At 59.0% G+C, this 21,018-nt stretch carries 19 protein-coding genes; 15 read left to right on the forward strand and 4 right to left on the reverse strand.

Going from position 1 to position 21,018, the window contains the following annotated elements; translation table 11 throughout:
* Positions 1–238: 238 nt before the first annotated feature.
* From tyrR to IE111_RS17620, 6 genes are all read left to right on the forward strand, one after another.
* The gene (gene tyrR, locus IE111_RS17595) at positions 239–1,798 is read left to right on the forward strand and encodes a transcriptional regulator TyrR (RefSeq protein ID WP_189611166.1); all 1,560 of its coding nucleotides are present in this window, start codon (positions 239–241) and stop codon (positions 1,796–1,798) included.
* A 506-nt stretch (positions 1,799–2,304) separates the two neighbouring features.
* On the forward strand, positions 2,305–3,393 hold the full coding sequence (gene hppD / locus IE111_RS17600; protein ID WP_229805419.1) for a 4-hydroxyphenylpyruvate dioxygenase: 1,089 nt from the start codon (positions 2,305–2,307) through the stop codon (positions 3,391–3,393).
* The gene (locus IE111_RS17605; protein ID WP_189611169.1) at positions 3,386–4,525 is read left to right on the forward strand and encodes a homogentisate 1,2-dioxygenase; all 1,140 of its coding nucleotides are present in this window, start codon (positions 3,386–3,388) and stop codon (positions 4,523–4,525) included. Before hppD ends, IE111_RS17605 begins: the two co-directional genes overlap by 8 nt.
* On the forward strand, positions 4,522–5,511 hold the full coding sequence (locus tag IE111_RS17610) for a fumarylacetoacetate hydrolase family protein (protein WP_189611171.1): 990 nt from the start codon (positions 4,522–4,524) through the stop codon (positions 5,509–5,511). The genes IE111_RS17605 and IE111_RS17610 overlap by 4 nt, the downstream gene beginning before the upstream one ends.
* Before the next feature lie 50 nt (positions 5,512–5,561).
* Entirely contained in the window at positions 5,562–6,191 is a 630-nt protein-coding gene (gene maiA, locus IE111_RS17615) for a maleylacetoacetate isomerase (protein WP_308427553.1), read from the forward strand.
* 110 nt (positions 6,192–6,301) lie between these two features.
* Positions 6,302–7,189 carry an ATP-grasp fold amidoligase family protein gene (locus IE111_RS17620; protein WP_194523972.1) on the forward strand — a complete coding sequence of 296 codons (888 nt, stop codon included), beginning with the start codon at positions 6,302–6,304 and terminating at the stop codon, positions 7,187–7,189.
* 14 nt (positions 7,190–7,203) lie between these two features.
* Here the strand turns inward: IE111_RS17620 and IE111_RS17625 are convergent, their stop codons facing one another.
* The 4 genes from IE111_RS17625 to IE111_RS17640 form a co-directional block, all read right to left on the reverse strand.
* Positions 7,204–7,929: an RNA methyltransferase gene (locus tag IE111_RS17625; protein WP_189611177.1), complete on the reverse strand. Its 726-nt coding sequence runs from the start codon at positions 7,927–7,929 to the stop codon at positions 7,204–7,206.
* 59 nt (positions 7,930–7,988) lie between these two features.
* Positions 7,989–8,402 (reverse strand): DUF4864 domain-containing protein, encoded by a 414-nt coding sequence (locus tag IE111_RS17630; protein ID WP_189611179.1) that lies wholly within the window; start codon positions 8,400–8,402, stop codon positions 7,989–7,991.
* A gap of 70 nt (positions 8,403–8,472) precedes the next feature.
* Positions 8,473–9,750 (reverse strand): HlyC/CorC family transporter, encoded by a 1,278-nt coding sequence (locus IE111_RS17635; RefSeq protein WP_189611181.1) that lies wholly within the window; start codon positions 9,748–9,750, stop codon positions 8,473–8,475.
* 115 nt (positions 9,751–9,865) lie between these two features.
* Positions 9,866–10,660: a cytochrome C assembly family protein gene (locus IE111_RS17640; RefSeq protein WP_189611183.1), complete on the reverse strand. Its 795-nt coding sequence runs from the start codon at positions 10,658–10,660 to the stop codon at positions 9,866–9,868.
* Between the two features lie 203 nt (positions 10,661–10,863).
* Between IE111_RS17640 and ffh the strand changes: the two genes are divergently transcribed.
* The 9 genes from ffh (at position 10,864) to prfB (ending at position 20,998) form a co-directional block, all read left to right on the forward strand.
* Positions 10,864–12,282 (forward strand): signal recognition particle protein, encoded by a 1,419-nt coding sequence (gene ffh, locus IE111_RS17645; RefSeq protein WP_189611186.1) that lies wholly within the window; start codon positions 10,864–10,866, stop codon positions 12,280–12,282.
* A gap of 525 nt (positions 12,283–12,807) precedes the next feature.
* A complete protein-coding gene (gene rpsP / locus IE111_RS17650; protein ID WP_189611188.1) occupies positions 12,808–13,059 on the forward strand; it encodes a 30S ribosomal protein S16 in 252 nt (83 codons plus the stop codon).
* A gap of 23 nt (positions 13,060–13,082) precedes the next feature.
* Positions 13,083–13,619, forward strand: coding sequence for a ribosome maturation factor RimM (gene rimM / locus IE111_RS17655; RefSeq protein WP_189611190.1), 537 nt, complete (start codon positions 13,083–13,085; stop codon positions 13,617–13,619).
* 2 nt (positions 13,620–13,621) lie between these two features.
* Positions 13,622–14,395, forward strand: coding sequence for a tRNA (guanosine(37)-N1)-methyltransferase TrmD (trmD, locus tag IE111_RS17660; RefSeq protein ID WP_268245040.1), 774 nt, complete (start codon positions 13,622–13,624; stop codon positions 14,393–14,395).
* Between the two features lie 14 nt (positions 14,396–14,409).
* On the forward strand, positions 14,410–14,775 hold the full coding sequence (rplS, locus tag IE111_RS17665; protein WP_189611194.1) for a 50S ribosomal protein L19: 366 nt from the start codon (positions 14,410–14,412) through the stop codon (positions 14,773–14,775).
* A 290-nt stretch (positions 14,776–15,065) separates the two neighbouring features.
* Complete coding sequence (locus IE111_RS17670) at positions 15,066–16,367, forward strand: homoserine dehydrogenase (protein ID WP_189611196.1); 1,302 nt, start codon at positions 15,066–15,068, stop codon at positions 16,365–16,367.
* A 182-nt stretch (positions 16,368–16,549) separates the two neighbouring features.
* Positions 16,550–17,944, forward strand: coding sequence for a threonine synthase (gene thrC / locus IE111_RS17675; RefSeq protein WP_189611198.1), 1,395 nt, complete (start codon positions 16,550–16,552; stop codon positions 17,942–17,944).
* A gap of 6 nt (positions 17,945–17,950) precedes the next feature.
* Positions 17,951–19,666 carry a single-stranded-DNA-specific exonuclease RecJ gene (gene recJ, locus IE111_RS17680; RefSeq protein WP_189611200.1) on the forward strand — a complete coding sequence of 572 codons (1,716 nt, stop codon included), beginning with the start codon at positions 17,951–17,953 and terminating at the stop codon, positions 19,664–19,666.
* Between the two features lie 236 nt (positions 19,667–19,902).
* Positions 19,903–20,998, forward strand: a protein-coding gene (gene prfB, locus IE111_RS17685) for a peptide chain release factor 2 (RefSeq protein ID WP_189611202.1) whose coding sequence is annotated in 2 segments (ribosomal slippage) — positions 19,903–19,974 and positions 19,976–20,998 — 1,095 coding nt in all. Because the reading frame shifts where the segments join, the coding sequence is not laid out codon by codon here.
* Positions 20,999–21,018: the final 20 nt, after the last annotated feature.

The raw sequence follows: 21,018 nt of genomic DNA on the forward strand, positions 1-21,018 counted from the left end.
TCACAGCGGTCCCCGGAAGAGCGCGCCTGGCGACCGACACGGTTTCCTGGCACATAGGACTGCCCAGCAGAGCTTAGCCCAGCCTCGGTCACAAGTTTTGCAATCCAACCTGAAGTAACCACCATTAAACCAACCACCTAAACCGACCTGTAAAGGTGAGTTGACAAGAGAGCCGGTTTACGGCAGCTTAGTCCTCCGGAAAGAGAACCGTACAGAGAAGGCGGCAACGGAGAACGGCATGCGGCTCAAGATTGAATGTGAAGAGCGCCTGGGCATATGCGCCGAGGTGCTGGATATTCTGGTCAACCATCAGATCGACCTGCGAGGGATCGAGATCGACCCCGTCGGGGAAATCTACCTGAACTTCCCCAACGTCGAATTCGACGAATTTCAGCATCTCATGCCCGAAATTCGCTTGATTCCCGGCATCCACGATGTCTCATTGATACCGTACATGCCCACCGAGCGTGAACAGCAGGAAATGCAGACCCTGTTGCGGACCTTGCCCGAACCGGTGATCTCCATCGACAGCAAAGGCTATGTCGTGATCGCCAACGAAGCGGCGCTGGACATTTTGCAATTGCCCGAAGACGAAGTGCACGGCAAGTTGCTGAAGAACTGGGTCAAGGGCTTCAATTTCAACAACTGGTTGCATGATGACAATCCCGGCACCCAGTCGACGCATTTGCAGCTCAAAGGGCGTACCTTCCTGGCGGATATCTATCCCATTCGGGTGCCGGACGAGACCGATACCGGAGACGGTGAATTGTTCGCCGGCGGGGTGATTACCTTCAAATCACCGGAACGATTGGGCCGGCAAATGACGGCGTATCACCAGCAGACCGGTGAATTCGAGATGCTGATCGCCGAAAGCCAGTCGATGAAACGGGTGATCCGTCAGGCCAAGCGCATGTCCGGTCTGGACGCGCCCTTGCTGATTACCGGCGAGACCGGTACCGGTAAGGAACTGTTGGCGAAGTCCTGCCATCAACATAGCCTGCGCAAGGACAAACCCTTTCTGGTGTTGAACTGCGCGGCCCTGCCGGACAACGTGGCGGAAAGCGAGTTGTTCGGTTACGCGGCCGGGGCTTTCGAGGGCGCGACACAGGACAAAAAAGGCATATTGGAACTGGCCGAAGGCGGGACTGTGTTCCTGGACGAAATCGGCGACATGTCGAAAGTGTTGCAGTCCAAGTTCCTGCGTTTGTTGCAGGACGGTACTTATCGCCGTGTCGGGGACGAGAAGGAGTACAAGTCGGATGTGCGCATCATCTGTTCCACCCAGAAAGATCTTCTGGCCCTGTGCCAGGACGGAACTTTCCGCGAAGATTTGTATTACCGCCTGAATGTACTGACATTGCATATCCCGGCGCTGCGGGATCGCAAGTCCGACATCCTGCCGATGGCCGAACGTTTCATCGCCCGGTTCGCCGAACCCCAGCGGCGGCGAATCAAGTTGTCCAAGGCCTGTCAGAATGCGCTGCAGCAATATCCCTGGCCGGGGAATGTCCGTCAGATGGAAAATGCGTTGTTGCGGGCCGTGTCCCTGGCCGAAGGCGATGTGTTGGAACCCGAGCATTTGCAACTGCCGAGTTACACCAGCGGTTGGGGCTATGTGGACGAGAATTTCGAAGGGTCTCTCGACGAGGCCATGAAGCGTTTCGAATCCGAGTTGCTGCGACGGCTGTATCCGGCCTATCCGAGCAGCCGCCAGTTGGGCAAAAAGCTGGGTGTTTCACATACGGCCATCGCCAACAAACTGAGGGAATACGGCATCGGCAAGCATTCGAAACGCTAGCGGGAACATCGCGAGTGTGCCCACCCTTGGCTCCGTAGGGTGGGCACGGCCCACCAGAGGTAATCCAATACACCCCCGGAACCAACGTTGATTGATCCGGTGCAACCTGCCTGTTCGTCCTACCCTGATGGGCCACCAACGTCTCGGACCGCCTCCACCTCAAGTTCCTATTCCAGTCGGTGTAATCCAACCGGGCCACAGAGTCTGAATTATCCCTCCAGAAAACCCCTAAGCTTATGATTTATAAGGGAAAATAGCCCTCCGTAAAGATGTCCCAGCAACTTTACGAATTGCCGTTGCAATCGGTGAAAAGAGAATCACACCCCCCTCTGGCGAAAACCGCCATCCCGGTTCAAAGTAATTCTTCACAAGACACGCCCCGCGAATAACAACAGGCATTCGGGGCCGACGTTTATGGCATTCAACACCCTCATTGAAGTGGCGTTCCGAACGCCGACGGGTGACTTACAACCGATAACAAATCGCCTTTTTGTGGAGAGAGAACCATGGCCAACTTGCAAATGCAGGGTACAGAGAACCCCCTCGCGACCGACGGTTTCGAGTTCGTCGAATACACCGCACCGGATGCCAAGGGCATCGAGGATCTGAAAGAGCTTTTCCGGGGTCTGGGTTTTGCCGAGGTGGCGAAACACCGCAACAAGAACGTCTGGTTGTATCGCCAGGGCGACATCAACTTCGTTGTCAATGCCGAACCCAATTCCCAGGCCGAGTCTTTCGCACACGCACACGGTGCGTCGGTGAACGGCATGGCCTGGCGGGTGAAGGATGCGGTTCACGCGCTGGATCACGCGGTCAAGCAAGGCGCCAAGCCGTTCAAGGGCGAAATCGGTCCGATGGAACTGAATATCCCGGGCGTGTTCGGCATCGGTGAAAGCACCCTGTATTTCGTCGATCGCTACGGTCAGGATTCGATCTACGACATCGATTTCGAATTCTATGACAGCTGGGAAGAGGAAGTGGCGAAGAACAGCGTCGGTCTGGAAGTCATCGACCACCTGACCCACAACGTCCATCGCGGCAATATGGGTGTCTGGGCCGATTTTTACGAGCGCATCGGCAACTTCCGTGAAATTCGTTATTTCGACATCGAAGGTAAATTGACCGGTCTGGTATCCAAGGCGATGACCTCGCCCTGTGGCAAGATTCGCATTCCGATCAACGAATCCAGCGACGACAAGTCCCAGATCGAGGAATACCTGAAAGAGTACAAAGGCGAGGGCATTCAGCACATCGCCCTGTCGACGTCCAATATTTATGAAACCGTACGCGCCATGCGCGAGCGCGGTATGACATTCATGAATACGCCGGACACCTATTACGAGAAAGTCGACGAGCGGGTGCCGGGCCACGGCGAAGACCTCGAGGCGCTGCGCGATTTGAGTATTCTGGTCGACGGGGCGCCGGAAGACTCCGGTATCCTGCTGCAGATCTTCACCAAAACGGTCATCGGCCCGGTGTTTTTCGAGATTATCCAACGCAAGGGCAATGAAGGATTCGGCGAAGGCAATTTCAAGGCCCTGTTCGAGTCCATCGAAGAAGATCAGATTCGCCGCGGAGTGATCGACAATGCGTAAATGGATCGCCTTTCCCCATCGGGAGGGGCTGACCTCCCGTCAGGCGCACGCGGACCTGCCGGAGAAAGCCCCCTACGAACGCGAAGTCGGACGCAACGGTTTTTTCGGTCCGGCGACGCACATTCATCATCGTCATGCTCCGACCGGCTGGTCGGAGTGGGAAGGGGAGTTGCGTCCACGCGCCTTCGATTTGAACGAGTTGCCGGACTCGCCCGACTGCCCCTGGGATGCGCCAACGCTGTTGCACAATGCCCATTGCCAGTATCGGCTGTGGACCTGCCGGGCCTCGATGAAAAATCTGGTGCGCAACAGCGATGGCGATGAACTGTTGTTCGTTCATACCGGTGCCGGCGCCCTGTATTGCGACTACGGTCATCTCGACATTCGGGACGGCGACTACGTCGTGATCCCGCGTGGTACCCAGTGGCGCCTGGAAGTCTCCGAACCGATGCAGTTGCTGATGATCGAAGCGACCAACGATTATTACCAACTGCCCGACAAAGGTCTGGTCGGCAACCACGCCATCTTCGATGCCACCGTGCTCGACACGCCGGCCATCGACGATGCCTTTCGCGCCCAATACAGTGAGGACCCGTGGCAGGTACGCGTCAAGCGCCACGACCAGCAGAGCGTGATTCACTACCCGTTCAATCCGCTCGATGCCGAAGGCTGGCACGGCGATCTGAGCGTTGTACGCGTCAATTGGCGGGATATCCGTCCGTTGATGAGCCATCGCGTACATTTGCCACCCAGTGCCCATTCGACCTTTGTCGCCAGTCGGTTCGTGGTATGCACCTTTGTGCCGCGTCCGATCGAAAGCGACCCGGGGGCCTTGAAAGTCCCTTTCTATCACTCCAACGATGACTTCGACGAAGTCATTTTCTATCACGCCGGAGACTTCTTCAGCCGCGACAACATCGATACCGGTATGGTGACCTTTCATCCGGCCGGTTTTCCGCACGGCCCGCACCCCAAGGCATTCGCGGCCGGTCAGGCGCACAAGAAGACGTTCACCGACGAAGTCGCCGTCATGATCGACACCCGGGATGCGCTGCACATGGGTGAAGCGATCCGGCAAGTGGAAAACCCGGACTACGTCTACAGTTGGCGTGAAACAGGAGACCCATCATGAAGCTGGCAACACTGAAAAACGGCACCCGGGACGGTCAACTGGTGGTGGTCAGCACCGATTTGAGCCAGTGTGTGGCGGTGGCTGACATCGCCCCGACCCTGCAGGCCGCACTGGATCAATGGCACCAGGTACACGGTGATCTGGAAGCGGTGTACCGGCGCTTGAATGCCGGTCAGGCCGAAGACGCTCGCGCATTCGACATGACTCAGGCCCATTCGCCTCTGCCACGCGCCTACCACTGGGCCGATGGCAGTGCCTATGTGAATCATGTGGAGTTGGTCCGCAAGGCTCGGGGCGCGGAAATGCCGGAATCGTTCTGGACCGACCCCTTGATGTATCAGGGCGGGTCGGACCGGTTTCTGGCACCGACCGATCCGATCCTGATGGGCAGCGAAGAGTGGGGCATCGATTTCGAAAGTGAGATCGCCGTCGTCACCGACGACGTTCCCATGGGGACTTCGGTCGAGCAGGCCGACTCCCACATCCAGCTGTTGATGCTGGTGAACGACGTGTCGTTGCGCAATCTGATCCCGGGGGAGCTGTCCAAGGGGTTCGGTTTCTACCAGAGCAAGCCATCCAGTGCCTTCTCTCCGGTCGCGATCACGCCCGATGAATTGGGTTCCGCCTGGCATGAGGCCAAGGTGCACCTGCCACTGCGAACCTGGTTGAACGGCGAAGTGTTCGGCGCGCCGGAAGCCGGCGTGGACATGACCTTCGATTTCGCACAGCTGGTCGCGCACGCCGCCAAGACCCGGCCATTGGGCACCGGCACCGTGATTGGCTCCGGCACGGTCTCCAACTATGACCGGTCCAAGGGGTCGAGTTGCCTGGCGGAGAAGCGAATGCTCGAAACCATCGACCAGGGGAAGCCCAGTACGCCTTTCCTTCGCTTTGGCGATCGGGTGCGAATCGAAATGACCGACGATCAGGGACAGTCCCTGTTCGGTGCCATTGATCAGGTTGTCCAGCACTATCCGGGCACCTGATCCTGGAAGCGCCGGCGTTTAGCCGGCGTATATTCTTCAAGGAGGCGATGATGAAACTCTACGACTACTGGCGATCCTCGGCCGCCTACCGGGTCCGCATTGCCCTGAACCTGAAACAGCTCGACGTCGAACAGATCCCGGTCGACCTGCGAACCGGTGAGCAGCAGGGCGATTACAAAAGCATCAACCCCAGCGGCCTGATCCCGGCGCTGGATCTTCAGCCGGGAATTTTGCACCAGTCTCTGGCGATCATAGAATACCTCGACGAACGGGTAGCCCAGCCCAGGCTGTTGCCATCCGAGCCGCTCGAACGGGCGCGAGTTCGGGCCTTGAGTCAGGACATCGCCAGCGATATCCATCCGGTCAATAACCTGCGGGTGCTCAACCGTCTGCGTGAGCAGTTCCAGGCCTCGGAGCAACAGATCCTGGAATGGTACCGCCACTGGATCGAGACCGGGTTCCGGGCACTGGAGAGCGAAGCCCGCCGCTACGGCAGCGACGACTGGTTCTTCCGCAATCGCCTGAGTCTGGTGGATGTGGTTTTGGTGCCGCAGGTGTATAACGCCTATCGGTTCGATGTGGACATGAGTCGCTACCCGAGACTGCGACACATTTATCACAGCGCCAACACCCTTGAGGCGTTCGCCAAAGCGGCTCCCGAGCAACAGGCACAGCCGTAATCCGGATCCCTCTCTCTCCGGGAGAGGGTCTTTTCGCTCCTCTACACCCGCACGGCCACTTCCGATATACTAGACGGTTAAAATATAACCAGTGTTGCCGTACGATCTCCATGCAGTTGAAAACCCGCCTCCGTAATGTTGAAGACATCCTGGTGTCCCGTCTGGACAAATTCACCGGCTATAGCCTGGAAAAACGGCGTTTTCAAAGGGCGCACGGCTACCCGCTGAATCTGGATAACCCGACCAGTTTCAATGAGAAGATCTGCTGGAAAAAGATCCACGACCGAAACCCCTTGCTGAAAGAGCTGGCGGATAAATACCGGATGCGGGAGTACGTGAAGTCGATCCTGGGCGAAGAAGCGGGAGAAGAGCTGCTGATCCCCATGCTCCACGTCACTGATCGGCCGGAATCCATTCCATTCGATGAACTGCCGACTTCGTTTGTCATCAAGTCCAATCACGGCTCCGGCAACAACTGGCTGGTACCCGATAAAGCGAAGCTGGATCGGGCGGCGGTCATCAGGGAGTGTCGCCGCTGGATGGCCATGGCGTATGGCTGGCGTGCTCATGAACGTGCCTATCGCGGAACCGAACGCAAGATTCTGATTGAGCCGATGCTGACGGATGAGCAAGGCCATGTACCGGCCGACTACAAGCTGAACCTAATCCACGGAAAATGCCAGTTCATTCAGGTGGACCAGGACCGACAGACTCAAATCACCCGCACGATTTACGATCCCGATTGGAACCGGCTGCCTTTCAGTTGGAAACGGCCTCCCGGTGACGATGTTCCTCGCCCCCGGCGATTGGATGAAATGGTGGCTCTGGCCGAACAACTGGCCGGTGATCTGGACTATGTGCGGGTTGATTTTTATCACACGCCCGAGAAACTGTATCTGGGCGAGCTGACGAATTATCCGGCTCGCGGCCGTGGCGCGATCAGGCCGGCTGAATTCGATTTCAAACTGGGGAAGGCCTGGCGCGTCCAGTCCGCCTGATCGCAACCGGTGTGTTAGTTGTCTTCCTTCCCGGCCGCTTTCTGGGCGGCGCTCAACACCCCTCTCAGTAACCGCAGTTCCTTCGACGTCGGCTGAGCGCGCCGAAACAGGCTGCGCAGGTGATCCAGTGTCTGGCCCGGATGGTCCGGGTTGAGGAAGTCGATGTCTTCGAGCGTCGTTTCCAGATGCTCGTAGAACCGATTCAGGTCCTGATGCAGGGGGTAGGCATCGGTCGATCCTTCCCGTGCGTGTTTATCGCTCACCGCCTTGAACACTTCGTAGCAGATTAACTGCACAGCCTGACTCAGATTCAGTACCGGATACTCCGGGTTGGCGTCGATGTTGACCTGGGCGTGGCATTGCTGGATGTCGTCGTTATGCAGACCCATGCGCTCGCGCCCGAAAACGATGGCGACGGGGGATTGTTGCTGGCGCTGAACGGCTTCGCGGCCACATTCCTCGGCGGTGAATCCGGGCAATTTAATGCTGCGTTCGCGGGCACTGGTACCGATGACCAGGTTGCAGTCGCCGATGGCTTCGGCCAGTGAACCGACGATTCGGGCGTTGTCCAGTACATCGGTGGCCTTGCCGGCGCGGTTATAGGCTTCGTCGGAGGGAAAGTCGACGGGGTTAACCAGAACCAATTGGTCCAGTCCCATGTTTTTCATGGCCCGGGCGGCCGCGCCGATGTTGCCCGGGTGCCAGGTTTGAATCAATACGATGCGAATATTCAGTGACATGTGATAAAGCCCCCTCGATGAGGGGGCGCAGTGTATCCAACTGTGCGCATGGGCTCCAGTCAGATTCCCGGTGGCTCGTAATCGTAGATCTGGCAGCCGGCGATCCGCCATTCGCCCTCATCGTTCCGGGCCATGGCGTAATAGGCGATGTATTGTTCGTCGTTCTCGTTTTGCAGCCAGACGGGTTGAATCCAGACGTCGTCGGCCTGTTCGGCGTCGCGGAAACGGACCAGGGTGAAGTCGATCAGGGGTCGGTAGCCACGATCTACCATCTGGTAGAAGCGCTCGGCTGTGCCGAACTGGCGTTTGATGCTGGGATGGGCGAAGGCCCAGGCGCCTTCGGCGTCGCCATTTTGCAGGGCACCGAGTTGGCTGGTGATGATCTGCCGGAACTCGGTCGGTGCGGAAGAGTCCTCGGCCCGGACCGGAAGGGTGAAGAGCAGGACCAGGAGGGTGAACGCTAAGGATCGCATGGTGGTTCCCCGGTTTGGGTTGGTCCTGCAGTATACGTCGGATTTCGGGGGTTGGTTTACCGGTGTCGGGTCACCCTTGCCGAACCGGCGCCATCTCCCGTACCCGGGCGGCGATGACGGCGTTGTCGCGGATCTGGAGAATCTCGATCAGGTATTGGTCGATCTTGATGCTGATGTTGGCGTCGGGGATGTCCTCGACGTGTTCGAGGATGAGACCGTTGAGGGTCTTGGGGCCGTCGGTGGGCAGTTCCCAAGCCAGGGCGCGGTTGATCTCGCGAATGTTGGCGGTGCCGTCGATGACGAAGGTGCCGTCCCGCTGGGGGTGGATTTCCTTGTTGTCGGCGAAGTCGGTGGTGAATTCGCCGACAATTTCCTCGAGCAGGTCTTCGAGGGTGACCAGGCCCTGGATGTCGCCGTATTCGTCGACGACCAGACCCATGCGCAATTGCTGGGCCTGGAAGTTGAGCAATTGGGTGTGCAGCGGTGTGTTCTCGGGGACGAAGTAGGGGTCTTTGGCGGCCTTGGTGAGCATGACCTTGCTGGGTTCATCGGAGTAAAGGAATTCGGCGGCGTCTCGGATATGGAGGATGCCGATGACCTTGTCGAGGTCGCCTTTGTAGAGCGGAAAGCGGGTGTATTCGGTCCGGCGAATCTGGTCGGCGATGGTGTCGACGTCTTCTTCCATGTCCACGCCGACGACTTCGTTGCGCGGAACCATGATGTCGTTGACGGTGACATTTTCCAGTTCGAGGATGCCGAGCAACATGTTCTGGCGCTGTTGGGGCAGGGTCTCGCCGGATTCGTTGACCAGTGTTTTCAGTTCCTCGGCGGACAGGGCGTCTTTCGATTCCGCGCTGTGGCCGATGCGCATCAACCAGAACAGCCCTTTGACGATAAGGTTGATCAGCCAGATGGCGGGGTAAAGGACGGTCATCAACGGTCGGAGTATAAAAGACGCGGGAAAGGCGATGCGTTCGGGGTGCCGTTGGGCCAGAGTCTTCGGGGTCACTTCCGAGAAGATCAGCACGACGAGCGTCAGCAGTATGGTCGACAGGCCGAGGGCCAGGTCCTGCTGGTCGGGCATCAAACGGATGGCGATGATGGTCGCCAGGGAGGCGGCGGCGATGTTGACCAGGTTGTTACCGATCAGGATCGCGCTGATCAGCCGGTCCGGCATGTCGAGCAGGCGACGGGCCCTGCCGGCACCACGGTGTCCCTCGTTGGCGAGGTGCTTCAGTCGATACCGGTTCAGAGACAGCATTCCGGTTTCGGAGCTCGAGAAAAAAGCGGAACAAAGCAGAAGCAGGCCTAATAGGACAAAGAGCAGGCCCAAGGGTAGCTCGTTCAAGGGGTTAAAACCTCTATCACCAACAGAATGTGCTTTTTAGCGGCGCACCCCCCCTAGTGTCAAGAAAAGTGCGTCATTCTTCACACTATTTATGGAACCGGGTCCACTTCCCGACTCAGGAGGGAATGCCGAGGATGTATTCCAATACGAATTTGGAACCGAAAAAGGCCAGCATCAGGCAAACAAATCCGATGATGGTGAGCCGGCTGGCCATGGAGCCGCGCCAGCCCAGGTAAAAATGGCCGAACAGCAGGGTCGCGAAGAAGAACCAGGCGATGATCGTCAGAACGGTCTTGTGGACCAGGTGCTGGGCAAACAGGTTTTCGACAAAGAGGCCGCCGGACACCATGGCCGCGGTCAGCAGCACGAAGCCAATCATCAGCCATTCGAAAAGCAGGCGTTCCATGGTTTGCAACGGAGGCAGGAAGCGGTTCAGCCGACTGTCCAGATGGTGACGGTGCAACTGCCGGTTTTGAATGTCGAGCAGAATGGCCAGCACGGTGGCGATGGTGATGACACTGTACGCCAGCATCGACAGGAAGACATGCAACACCAGGCCCGGCTGATAGAGCCGTGGGACATAGTCTTCCGGGGCCAGTACCGCCACCACCATGATCGCGGCGGCCGCCGGGAAAACGAAGGCGAACAGACTGTGCAGCGGCTTCGAGCGACCGCTGATCAGCAGCACCGACACAACAAAGAAGGTGATGACCGAGGCGGCATTCAAAAAACCGATCTGCAAGGCACCGGAGACAATCACTTCGGACGCCAGTGTCGACAGGTGCGCCAGCGCGCCGATGGTGGCCGGCCAGAACAGTGCCCGCCGGTCGGGGATTTGAACGCGATAGAGGCCATGCAGAGCCACCACACCGCTGACGAAGTAGCCGAGAATAGCGATCCAGATCAGCATTCAGCAGGATTCCTTGTAAGCCGGGTGCCGGTCGGGGCCGGACACAGGCTTGTACCTATTAATGGAAAGCGCATTAGTCTCTCATAAATGATAGCTATTCCCAATAGGGAGGTTCGGGGGTTGAGTTCGAGCCGCCGCGCCCATAGTACAGGATGCCCTTGCGCTGATATACTCCCGGCCATTGCCAACCCACGGAAGCAACGATGTTTAAGAGCCTTACCGAACGTCTGTCGCAGACACTGAAACAGATTTCCGGTCAGTCCAAACTGACCGAAGACAACATCAAGGCCACACTGCGCGAAGTTCGCATGGCCCTGCTGGAGGCCGACGTGGCGCTGCCCGTGGTCAAGGAATTCGTCGATCGGGTGCGTGAGCGTGCCGTCGGTACCGAAGTTTCCCAGGCCCTGAACCCCGGTCAGCAGTTCCTGAAGGTCGTCCACGCCGAACTGGTCCATGTCATGGGCGAGGAAGGCGTGCCGCTGAACCTCAGCACCCAACCCCCGGCCGTGATCATGATGGCCGGTCTGCAGGGTGCCGGTAAAACCACCACTGTCGCCAAGTTGGCCAAATATCTGGCCGAACGCGAAAAGAAAAAGGTGATGGTGGTCTCGGCGGACGTCTACCGCCCGGCCGCGATCAAGCAGTTGGAAACCCTGGCCAACGATGTGGGCGCGATTTTCCACCCGAGCGACGCGAACCAGAAACCGGTCGACATTGTAAACGGCGCCGTTGAGGCCGCCCGCAAGCAATACGCGGATGTCCTGCTGGTCGATACCGCCGGCCGCCTGGCCATCGACGACACCATGATGGCCGAGATCAAGACCCTGCATCAGGCCATCGATCCGGTCGAAACCCTGTTCGTAGTCGACGCCATGACCGGTCAGGACGCGGCCAACACGGCCCGGGCGTTTAACGAGGCCCTGCCACTGACCGGTGTTGTGCTGTCCAAGGCCGACGGCGACGCCCGGGGCGGTGCCGCCCTTTCGGTGCGCCACATCACCGGCAAGCCGATCAAGTTCCTCGGTATGGGCGAAAAGACCGACGCCCTGGAAAGTTTTTACCCGGACCGGATCGCCTCGCGCATTCTCGATATGGGCGACATGCTGTCGCTGATCGAGGAAGTTGAGCGCAAGGTCGACAAGAACCAGGCCGAGAAGCTCGCTAAAAAGCTCAAGAAAGGCAAGGGCTTCGATCTGGAAGACTTCCGCGAGCAATTGCGCCAGATGGACAACATGGGCGGCCTGATGGGCATGGTCGACAAGCTGCCCGGCATGGGGCAGATGGGTCAGGCGATGAACCAGATGCAGGGCGCGGAGAAGCAGTTCAAGCAGATGGGCGCCATCATCGATTCGATGACGCCACTCGAGCGCCGTTTCCCGGACAAGATCAACGGCTCGCGCAAGCGCCGCATCGCCACCGGCTCCGGCACCCAGATTCAGGACATCAACCGTTTGCTCAAGCAGCACAAGCAGATGTCCAAGATGATGAAGAAGGCCGGTAAGAAAGGTGGCATGCAGAAGATGATGCGCGGCATGGGCGGCATGATGGGCGGTGGCGGCGGTATGCCCGGCGGTGGTATGCCTCCGGGCGGCTTTCCGGGTGGTCGTGGGCCCTTCGGCTGATCGGCTTCTCCTACTTCAGTGCCTTGGGCGAGGTAGGGGTAACCCTGTTTAGGGTCGCCATAAACCCGTCCATGGGGGCTTGGCGGCAGCCATCCATGGCTGCCGACATCCCTGAATAGGCCAACCCCCACCCCTGCCTGAACGCTGGTAGCCAGCTCCCGTAGGGTGGGCACCGCCCACCAAAAAACCGAGCCGGTGGTTAGGCCAGTAGGTTGGATCGGTCCGACGGTTCGGTAGACGAAGTCGTAATCCAACATCAGACCTGCCCGGCCAGGGTGTTGGATTACGCTGCGCTAATCCAACCTACAGACTTACGAATACGCCTCTCACAAGCACTCGACTCAGCCCCGCCTTGCTTTCTCAGCCTCAATACGTATAATCCAGCGGCCTTGAAAACCGGGGTGGGCCCGGTTTTCGGTTCAACCTTGGGTTAGGGATTCCTTTGGGATTCCGCATTCGTGGGTAACCCCCGCGGAGATCCAAAACGGCAGGTGATTTCAAAGCTTGCCCAGACAGGAGGACGCGATGGTAGTCATTCGACTCGCACGTGGCGGTTCCAAGAAGCGCCCATTTTATTACATTTCCGTAGCCGATAGCCGTAACGCCCGCGATGGCCGTTTCATCGAGCGTGTTGGCTTCTTTAACCCCGTAGCCCGTGGTCAGGAAGAGCGCCTTCGCGTTTCCCTGGATCGCGTCGACTACTGGGTAGGCAAGGGTGCACAGACTTCTGATCGTGTCGCCCAGCTGGTTAAAGAGTACCGGAAAGCCCAAGCCTGATTCGTCCAGTCAAGGGTGGTGGTATGACGCCGTTTGATCCGGAAAAGATGATCGTTTTAGGCCGGGTGTCCTCGGTTTACGGTGTGAAAGGGTGGGTCAAGGTCTACTCCTACACCGAGCCGATGGATCGCATCCTCGACTACGGTCAGTGGATGCTCAACCAGAATGGCCAGTGGAATCTGGTGACCGTCGATAAGGGGCGCAGTCATGGCAAGGGGATGGTGGCGCACTTTGAAGGGTGCGACGACCGTGAAATCGCCAAGCAGTACTGCGGTGCCGAAATCGCCGTACCCAGGGACCGGTTGCCGGAACTGCCCGAAGGGGAGTTCTACTGGTTCGAACTGGAAGGTCTGACAGTCGTCAATCTGGACGGTGTCAACTTCGGTAAAGTGGATTACATGATGAGTGCGGGCCCCGGCAACGATGTGCTGGTGGTCAAGGGCGGTGCCGACAGCATCGATCGTCAGGAACGCCTGATCCCGTACGTGCCGGATGTCTATGTAATGGATGTGGATCTGGATATAGGCCGCATCCTTGTGGATTGGGATCCGGAGTTTTGACAATCGAGCAGTCTCGATCCGAGGCCCGGTTACGGGTCGGAGTGGTCACGCTCTTCCCGGAGATGTTCAGTGCTTTTATCGAGCAGGGCGTCATCGGACGGGCGATCAGGAAAGGGGTGATCGAGGTCGGGTTCTGGAACCCGCGCGATTATACCCATGACCGCCACCGGACGGTGGATGACCGGCCCTTCGGGGGCGGCCCCGGAATGCTGATGAAGGTGGAGCCGTTGCGCGACGCCATTCGTGCGGCCAAAGCCGCCAGCGCAGACCGGGCCAAGGTGATCTATCTGTCGCCCCAGGGGCGCAAGCTGGACCAGGCCGGGGTGCATACCCTCGCCGAAGACAGCGACCTGATCTTCGTCTGTGGCCGCTATGAGGGCATCGACGAGCGGGTGATCGAGACGGAAGTGGATGAAGAATGGTCGCTGGGCGATTTTGTGCTCAGCGGTGGCGAGTTGGCCGCCATGGCGTTTATCGATGCCATCGGTCGTCAGCAGCCGGATGTGCTGGGCCATGAGGCCTCGGCCGCCGAGGATTCGTTCATGGACGGTTTGTTGGACTGTCCGCATTACACACGACCCGAAGTTTTGGATGGATTGAGTGTGCCGGAAGTGCTGTTGAGCGGTCATCACGAGAACATTCGTCGATGGCGGTTGAAGCAAGCCCTGGGGCGCACTTGGCAACGTAGACCAGACCTGTTGGCTGACCGGGAAATGACCGCAGAACAGCAGGCGCTTTTGGACGAGTTTAGGCGTGAGCTGGACTCGCGCAATTGATCAGGAGCGGATTGATGAGCAACAACAACTTGATTATTCAGCAGCTTGAAGCTGAACAGATGAGCAAAGAAATCCCTGCCTTCGGCCCGGGTGACACCGTGGTTGTGCAGGTTAAAGTGAAAGAAGGCGAGCGTGAGCGTCTGCAGGCGTTCGAAGGCGTGGTGATCGGCAAGCGTAACCGCGGTCTGAACTCCGCGTTCACCGTACGCAAGATCTCCAGCGGCGTTGGCGTCGAGCGTACCTTCCAGACCTATTCCCCGCTGGTCGACAGCGTCTCTGTCAAGCGTCGTGGTGACGTTCGTCAGGCCAAGCTGTACTACCTGCGTGAGCGTTCTGGTAAGTCCGCGCGCATCAAAGAGAAGATCGATCACAAGAGCTGAGGCTCGCACTGATTCGATTAAAAAGGCAGCTTCGGCTGCCTTTTTTTGTTCATGGGCGAAATAATGTCGCATACTGCGTTCGCTCTTGCCGTAGGCGCGTACGAGGTGCGCGATCCCTGAAACAGCCCATTGCAAAATATTCACGGCCCAAATCCCGTCAAAACCCCGCCGTTCCGGCCTTTCACGTTGACACCCCGGCCCCCCCTCAGTATGTTTCGCAGAACACTTCCTCATCCGAACCCGACAGGGTTGGGCGTTTTATTTTCACTGGACTACTAAAGAGGCGAGCTTTGAAATCAGTCAACGTGGGTTTATGCGGTCTGGGTACGGTCGGTAGCGGTACCTTCAATGTCATGCAGCGCAACCTGGAAGATATTGCGCGTCGCGCTGGCAAGCCGGTTCGAATTACCCACATTGGCGCTCGTCGCGACAATCCCGCCTGCGAGGTCGGCGAGGATGTCAAAATATCCCGCGATATCTTCGATGTGGTCCGTGACCCGGACGTTCACATCGTCGTCGAACTGATTGGCGGCTATGACACCGCCAAGGCACTCGTGCTCGAGGCCATCAGCAATGGCAAGCACGTGGTCACCGCCAACAAGGCCCTGATCGCGGTACATGGCAACGAGATCTTCAAGGCGGCCGAAGCCAATGGCGTGGTCGTCGCCTACGAGGCTGCCGTTGCGGGCGGTATCCCGATCATCAAGGGCATCCGCGAGGGCCTGGTCGCCAACGACATCAAGTGGCTGGCCGGCATCATCAACGGCACCGGCAACTTCATCCTGACCGAGATGCGCGAGAAAGGCCGCGTCTTCGACGACGTTTTGAAGGAAGCCCAGGCGCTCGGCTATGCCGAAGCGGACCCGACCTTCGACGTGGAAGGCATCGACGCCGCGCACAAACTGACCATTCTGGCGTCCATCGCCTTCGGTATCCCGTTGCAGTTCGACAAGGTCTATACCGAGGGTATTTCGCGCATCACCCGCGAAGACGTCCAGTACGCCGAGGAACTCGGTTATCGCATCAAGCACCTGGGCTTCACCCGCAAAACCGCCGAGGGTGTCGAGCTGCGTGTGCACCCGACACTGGTGCCTGAAAAACGTCTGCTGGCCAACGTCAACGGTGTGCTGAACGCGGTTCTGGTCGAAGGCGATGCCGTCGGCCCGACCATGTACTACGGCCCGGGCGCCGGTTCGGAACAAACCGCTTCCTCGGTGATCGCCGACATCGTCGATATCGCCCGCGAGATCGACAACGCCGGCAATGTGCCGCACCTGGGGTACAGCACCGAGACCGAGAACCTGCCGGTGCTGCCGGTCAGCGAAATCGAGACCGCCTACTATCTGCGCATCACTGTGAAGGACGAAATCGGCCAGATGGCCCAGATCGCCAGCATCATGAGCGAGAACGGCATCAACATCGAAGCCATCCTGCAGAAAGAGCCGGAAGAGGACGCCTCCACGGTGCCGTTGATTCTGCTCACCCACCCGGTGCGCGAGAAGCACATGGACAAGGCGATCGAGGCTCTGCAGGGACTGGATTCCGTGATCAAACCGATCGTGCGGATTCGTGTCGAGCAGCTCGATGGTTGATAGATTACCGTAGGGCAGAAGAGCCGTAGGCGATATCTGCCTTCGTTCATAGCCGTTGGCAGCGACGATGTCAGTGCCCCGGCCGCAACGGCAGATAACGCCCTTCGGGCTCTTCTGCCCTACGATTGAAAAGCATAACTGGCACTTAATAACCGGCCCCAGGCCCGACAGAGACCAATCCCGTGAAATACATCAGCACCCGTGGTGAAGCCCCGTCCCTGAACTTCGAAGATGTCCTGCTGACCGGCCTGGCGTCGGACGGCGGGCTCTATGTCCCCGAGACACTGCCCGAGTATTCCCTGGACGAAATCCGCAGCTGGCGCGGTCTGCCGTACCACGAGCTGGCATTCCGCATTCTCAAGCCGTTCGTCGACGGTGCCATCCCGGACGACGAGTTCGCCACCATGCTGAAGGACACCTACGGCGTGTTCGGTCACAAGGCCGTCGCGCCGCTGGCGCAGATCGACCACAACGAATTCGTACTCGAACTCTTTCAGGGGCCGACGCTGGCCTTCAAGGATTTCGCGTTGCAATTGCTCGGCCGGCTGCTCGACCATGTGCTTGAAAAGCGCGGCGAGCGTGTCGTCATCATGGGGGCGACCTCGGGCGATACCGGCTCGGCCGCGATCGAAGGCTGCAAGCGCTGCAAGAACATCGATATATTCATCCTGCACCCGCACAACCGTGTGTCCGAGGTGCAGCGCCGCCAGATGACCACCATCGCCGGCGACAACATTCACAATCTGGCGATCGACGGCAATTTCGACGACTGCCAGAGCATGGTCAAGGCGAGCTTCGGCGACCAGAGTTTCCTGCGCGGCGAGCGTCGCCTGGTGGCCGTGAATTCCATCAACTGGGCGCGCATCATGGCCCAGATCGTCTATTACTTTTATGCGTCCCTGAATCTGGGCGGGCCGGATCGCGAAATGGCCTTCTCGGTGCCGACCGGTAACTTCGGCGACATTTTCGCCGGCTATCTGGCGCGCAAGATGGGACTGCCGATCGGCCAATTGATCGTCGCCACCAACCAGAACGACATCCTGCACCGGGTAATGAGCAACAATGTCTACGAGAAGCACCCACTGGCGCACACCCTGTCGCCGTCGATGGACATCGTTGTTTCCAGTAACTTCGAGCGGCTGCTGTTCGATCTGTACGATCGTGATGGTGCGGTATTGAACGATCTGATGCGGCGTCTGAATACCGACGCCGTGACGCTGGACGAGGCGCGTCTGGCGAAAGCGCGCGACGTGTTCGACAGCTATGCGGTCAATGACGACGTGACCGTCGAGACTATACGCACCGTCTTCGATGAGACCGGCTACCTGCTCGACCCGCACACCGCCATTGGCGTCAAGGCCGCACGCGAAACCCGTCGCAGCGCGATCAATCCCATGATCACGTTGGGCACGGCCCATCCGGTGAAATTCGCCCCGGCCGTGGAGCGGGCCGGTTTGAAGACGCCGGAGCTGCCGCATCACCTGACCGACCTGATGGAGCGCGAAGAGCGCTACACCGTGCTGCCGAACGAGTTGCAACGGGTGCAGGCCTACGTCACCGACGCGGTCTTTGGGTAAGTCGGAATGACCCGACCGCTGCCGGAGATCATCACCCGGCCAGTGGCCGGGGACGCCCCGCTTCACGACCACCCGTTGCTGGACCGGTTGTACCGGGCACGCGGTGTTCGACAGGCCGGCGACCTGGATACGGGCCTGGCGAGCCTTACGCCCTGGCAATCGCTGAAAGGGATCCAGGCCTCCGTCGCGCTGTTGGAAACGGCGCTCAAAACGGGGCAACGGGTCCTGATCGTCGGTGATTACGATGCCGACGGCGCCACCAGTACCGCCTTGACCTATCTGGCCCTGCGGTCGCTGGGCATGGATGTTCGCTTTCTGTTACCCAATCGCTTTGAATACGGTTACGGCCTGTCGCCGGAAATCGTCTCGCTTGCTCTGGAACAATCGCCGGATCTGATCATCACGGTCGACAACGGCATCGCCAGCATCGACGGTGTCCGCGCCGCGCGAGAAGCCGGCGTGGCGGTTCTGGTGACCGACCATCACCTGCCCGCGGACGAGTTGCCCGAGGCCGACGCCATTGTGAATCCCAATCAACCGGGATGCGACTTTCCGAGTAAAGCCGCTTGCGGCTGCACGGTTGTGTTCTACCTGCTGATCGCTCTGCGAGCGTCGCTGCGGGAGCAGGGTTGGTTTCAACACCAGGGCATTCCCGAGCTCAACCTGGGGCAATGGCTCGACCTGGTCGCGCTGGCCACTGTGGCGGACGTTGTTCCGCTGGATGCCAATAACCGCCGGCTGGTTCAGCAGGGGTTGCTTCGAATCCGTAACGGTCAGGCCCGGCCCGGTGTTCTGGCGCTGTTCGAGGCGGCCGGTCGCGACTGGCAACGCGCCCAGAGCCAGGATTTCGGCTTCGCCGTCGGCCCGCGCCTCAATGCGGCCGGCCGTCTGGACGACATGACCCTGGGCGTGCGCTGCCTGATCACCGACGACCCGATCGAAGCCCGCGCCCTGGCCACCCAACTGGAAGATCTGAACCGCGAGCGCCGCGCCATCGAGCGTTCGATGGTCGTCGACGCCGAGCGCCACCTGACCGACCTTGAGGGACTCGACAACCGCCTGGGTCACGTCTTGTTTCAGCCGGACTGGCACGAAGGTGTCATCGGTATTCTCGCTTCCCGCATCAAGGACAAGACCTATCGCCCGGTCATCGCCCTGGCGGAATCCGACAAGGGTCTGCTCAAGGGTTCGGCGCGGTCGATTCCCGGGTTTCACCTGAGAGACGGCCTGGACTGGATTGCCGGCCAGGCCCCGGGCCTGTTGCGCAAGTTCGGAGGCCACGCGATGGCTGCGGGCCTGTCCATCGAGCAGGGTCGGGAAGGGGAATTACAGACCTGGTTCGAGAAAGCCGTCGAGACACTGTGCGAACCCGAAGCCCTGGTGCCGCAACTGGTCACCGATGGGACCCTGGGCGCTTCGGACCTGACACTGACCAATGCCCTGGCGCTGGAACAGGCGGGTCCCTGGGGGCAGGGCTTTCCGGTGCCGAGCTTTCACGGTGAATGGCGCATCGAAAGTCAGCGCATCGTTGGCGAGCGCCATTTGAAACTGCAATTGGTCGATGAACAGGGAGTGGTTATCGACGGTATCGCCTTTAATATCGATGTATCGGAATGGCCGACGGATAAATCCCGGTTAAGGGGCGTTTATCAACTCAGTTGTAATCGATATCGTGGGCGGGAAACCTTGCAATTGATATTCGAGGCGATTGAAGCGATATAGAGCGAAGCCCGTAATGCGTATTCCCGGCGGCAGCCGTGCCACCGGGGAATACCCCGAATACCCAATGGGTTGATTCTTAACCTGTTAAATAGCCGTTTCCGAATACCGGACCCAGCCCCGATTACCCGAAATTATTCCCCCGGTCTCCGATAATATCACTACCTAACACTTTGAATTTTCGATAAAATGCGCGCCCCGCCGGGAATTCACACTTTATTTGAAATCAGGAGCGGTTAGTGGAAATCAATCCGATCAAAGAACAAATTAAAGACCTCCAGGCACGCACCGACGTGCTTAGGGGGTATCTTTGACTTCGATACCAAGAAAGAACGGTTAGACGAAGTCGAACGCGAACTGGCCCAACCCGATGTCTGGAATGATCCCGACCGGGCGCAAAAGCTGGGTCAGGAACGCAGCACCCTGGAAACCGTGGTCAATACCCTGAATCGGCTGGTTGATGGCGTCGGTGACGCCGGCGATCTGCTGGACATGGCCGCGGAAGAGGGCGACGAGAGCACCGTCAATGACATCATGGCGGATCTCGACGCGCTCGAAAAAGAGCTGGAAGGTTTGGAGTTCCGCCGGATGTTCAGCGGCGAAATGGACTCCAGCAACGCCTATCTCGACATCCAGGCCGGTTCGGGCGGCACCGAAGCCCAGGACTGGGCCGAGATGCTGCTGCGCATGTATCTGCGTTGGGGCGAAGAGAAAGGGTTCAAGACGGAGCTGATGGAAGCCTCCGACGGCGAAGTGGCCGGCATCAAATCCGCCACGGTGCGCTTCGAAGGCGAATACGCTTTCGGCTGGTTGCGTACCGAGACCGGTGTGCATCGTCTGGTGCGCAAGTCGCCGTTCGATTCCGGGAATCGCCGGCACACGTCGTTCTCGTCGGTGTTCGTGTCTCCGGAAGTGGACGACAACATCGCCATCGAGATCAATCCGGCCGATTTGCGGATCGACGTCTACCGGGCTTCCGGTGCCGGTGGTCAGCACGTCAACCGGACCGAATCGGCGGTGCGGATCACGCACAACCCGACCGGCATCGTCGTGCAATGCCAGAACGACCGGTCCCAGCACAAAAACAAAGACCAGGCCATGAAACAGCTGAAAGCCAAGCTGTACGAGCTGGAAATGATGAAGCGCAACGAAGCCGCCCAGGCTGTGGAGGACACCAAGTCCGATATCGGCTGGGGCAGCCAGATTCGCTCCTATGTGCTGGACGACTCGCGCATCAAGGATTTGCGCACCGGCGTCGAGACGCATAACACCCAGGCCGTGCTGGACGGTGGCCTGGACAAGTTCATCGAAGCCTCGCTGAAGAAAGGGCTTTAATCCATGCTCCCGGCGTCGGC

It is taken from the genome of Saccharospirillum salsuginis (assembly GCF_014651855.1).
Classification (GTDB): Bacteria; Pseudomonadota; Gammaproteobacteria; order Pseudomonadales; family Natronospirillaceae; genus Saccharospirillum; species Saccharospirillum salsuginis.

What these genes read in the sequence shown, in the direction of transcription:
- IE111_RS17630 (WP_189611179.1), bottom strand. Translation starts at nt 8,402, where the DNA reads ATGCGATCCTTAGCGTTCACCCTCCTGGTCCTGCTCTTCACCCTTCCG.
- maiA (WP_308427553.1), top strand. Translation starts at nt 5,562, where the DNA reads ATGAAACTCTACGACTACTGGCGATCCTCGGCCGCCTACCGGGTCCGC.
- IE111_RS17640 (WP_189611183.1), bottom strand. Translation starts at nt 10,660, where the DNA reads ATGCTGATCTGGATCGCTATTCTCGGCTACTTCGTCAGCGGTGTGGTG.
- IE111_RS17610 (WP_189611171.1), top strand. Translation starts at nt 4,522, where the DNA reads ATGAAGCTGGCAACACTGAAAAACGGCACCCGGGACGGTCAACTGGTG.
- rimM (WP_189611190.1), top strand. Translation starts at nt 13,083, where the DNA reads ATGACGCCGTTTGATCCGGAAAAGATGATCGTTTTAGGCCGGGTGTCC.
- hppD (WP_229805419.1), top strand. Translation starts at nt 2,305, where the DNA reads ATGGCCAACTTGCAAATGCAGGGTACAGAGAACCCCCTCGCGACCGAC.
- ffh (WP_189611186.1), top strand. Translation starts at nt 10,864, where the DNA reads ATGTTTAAGAGCCTTACCGAACGTCTGTCGCAGACACTGAAACAGATT.
- IE111_RS17620 (WP_194523972.1), top strand. Translation starts at nt 6,302, where the DNA reads ATGCAGTTGAAAACCCGCCTCCGTAATGTTGAAGACATCCTGGTGTCC.
- rplS (WP_189611194.1), top strand. Translation starts at nt 14,410, where the DNA reads ATGAGCAACAACAACTTGATTATTCAGCAGCTTGAAGCTGAACAGATG.
- rpsP (WP_189611188.1), top strand. Translation starts at nt 12,808, where the DNA reads ATGGTAGTCATTCGACTCGCACGTGGCGGTTCCAAGAAGCGCCCATTT.
- IE111_RS17605 (WP_189611169.1), top strand. Translation starts at nt 3,386, where the DNA reads ATGCGTAAATGGATCGCCTTTCCCCATCGGGAGGGGCTGACCTCCCGT.
- tyrR (WP_189611166.1), top strand. Translation starts at nt 239, where the DNA reads ATGCGGCTCAAGATTGAATGTGAAGAGCGCCTGGGCATATGCGCCGAG.
- IE111_RS17625 (WP_189611177.1), bottom strand. Translation starts at nt 7,929, where the DNA reads ATGTCACTGAATATTCGCATCGTATTGATTCAAACCTGGCACCCGGGC.
- recJ (WP_189611200.1), top strand. Translation starts at nt 17,951, where the DNA reads ATGACCCGACCGCTGCCGGAGATCATCACCCGGCCAGTGGCCGGGGAC.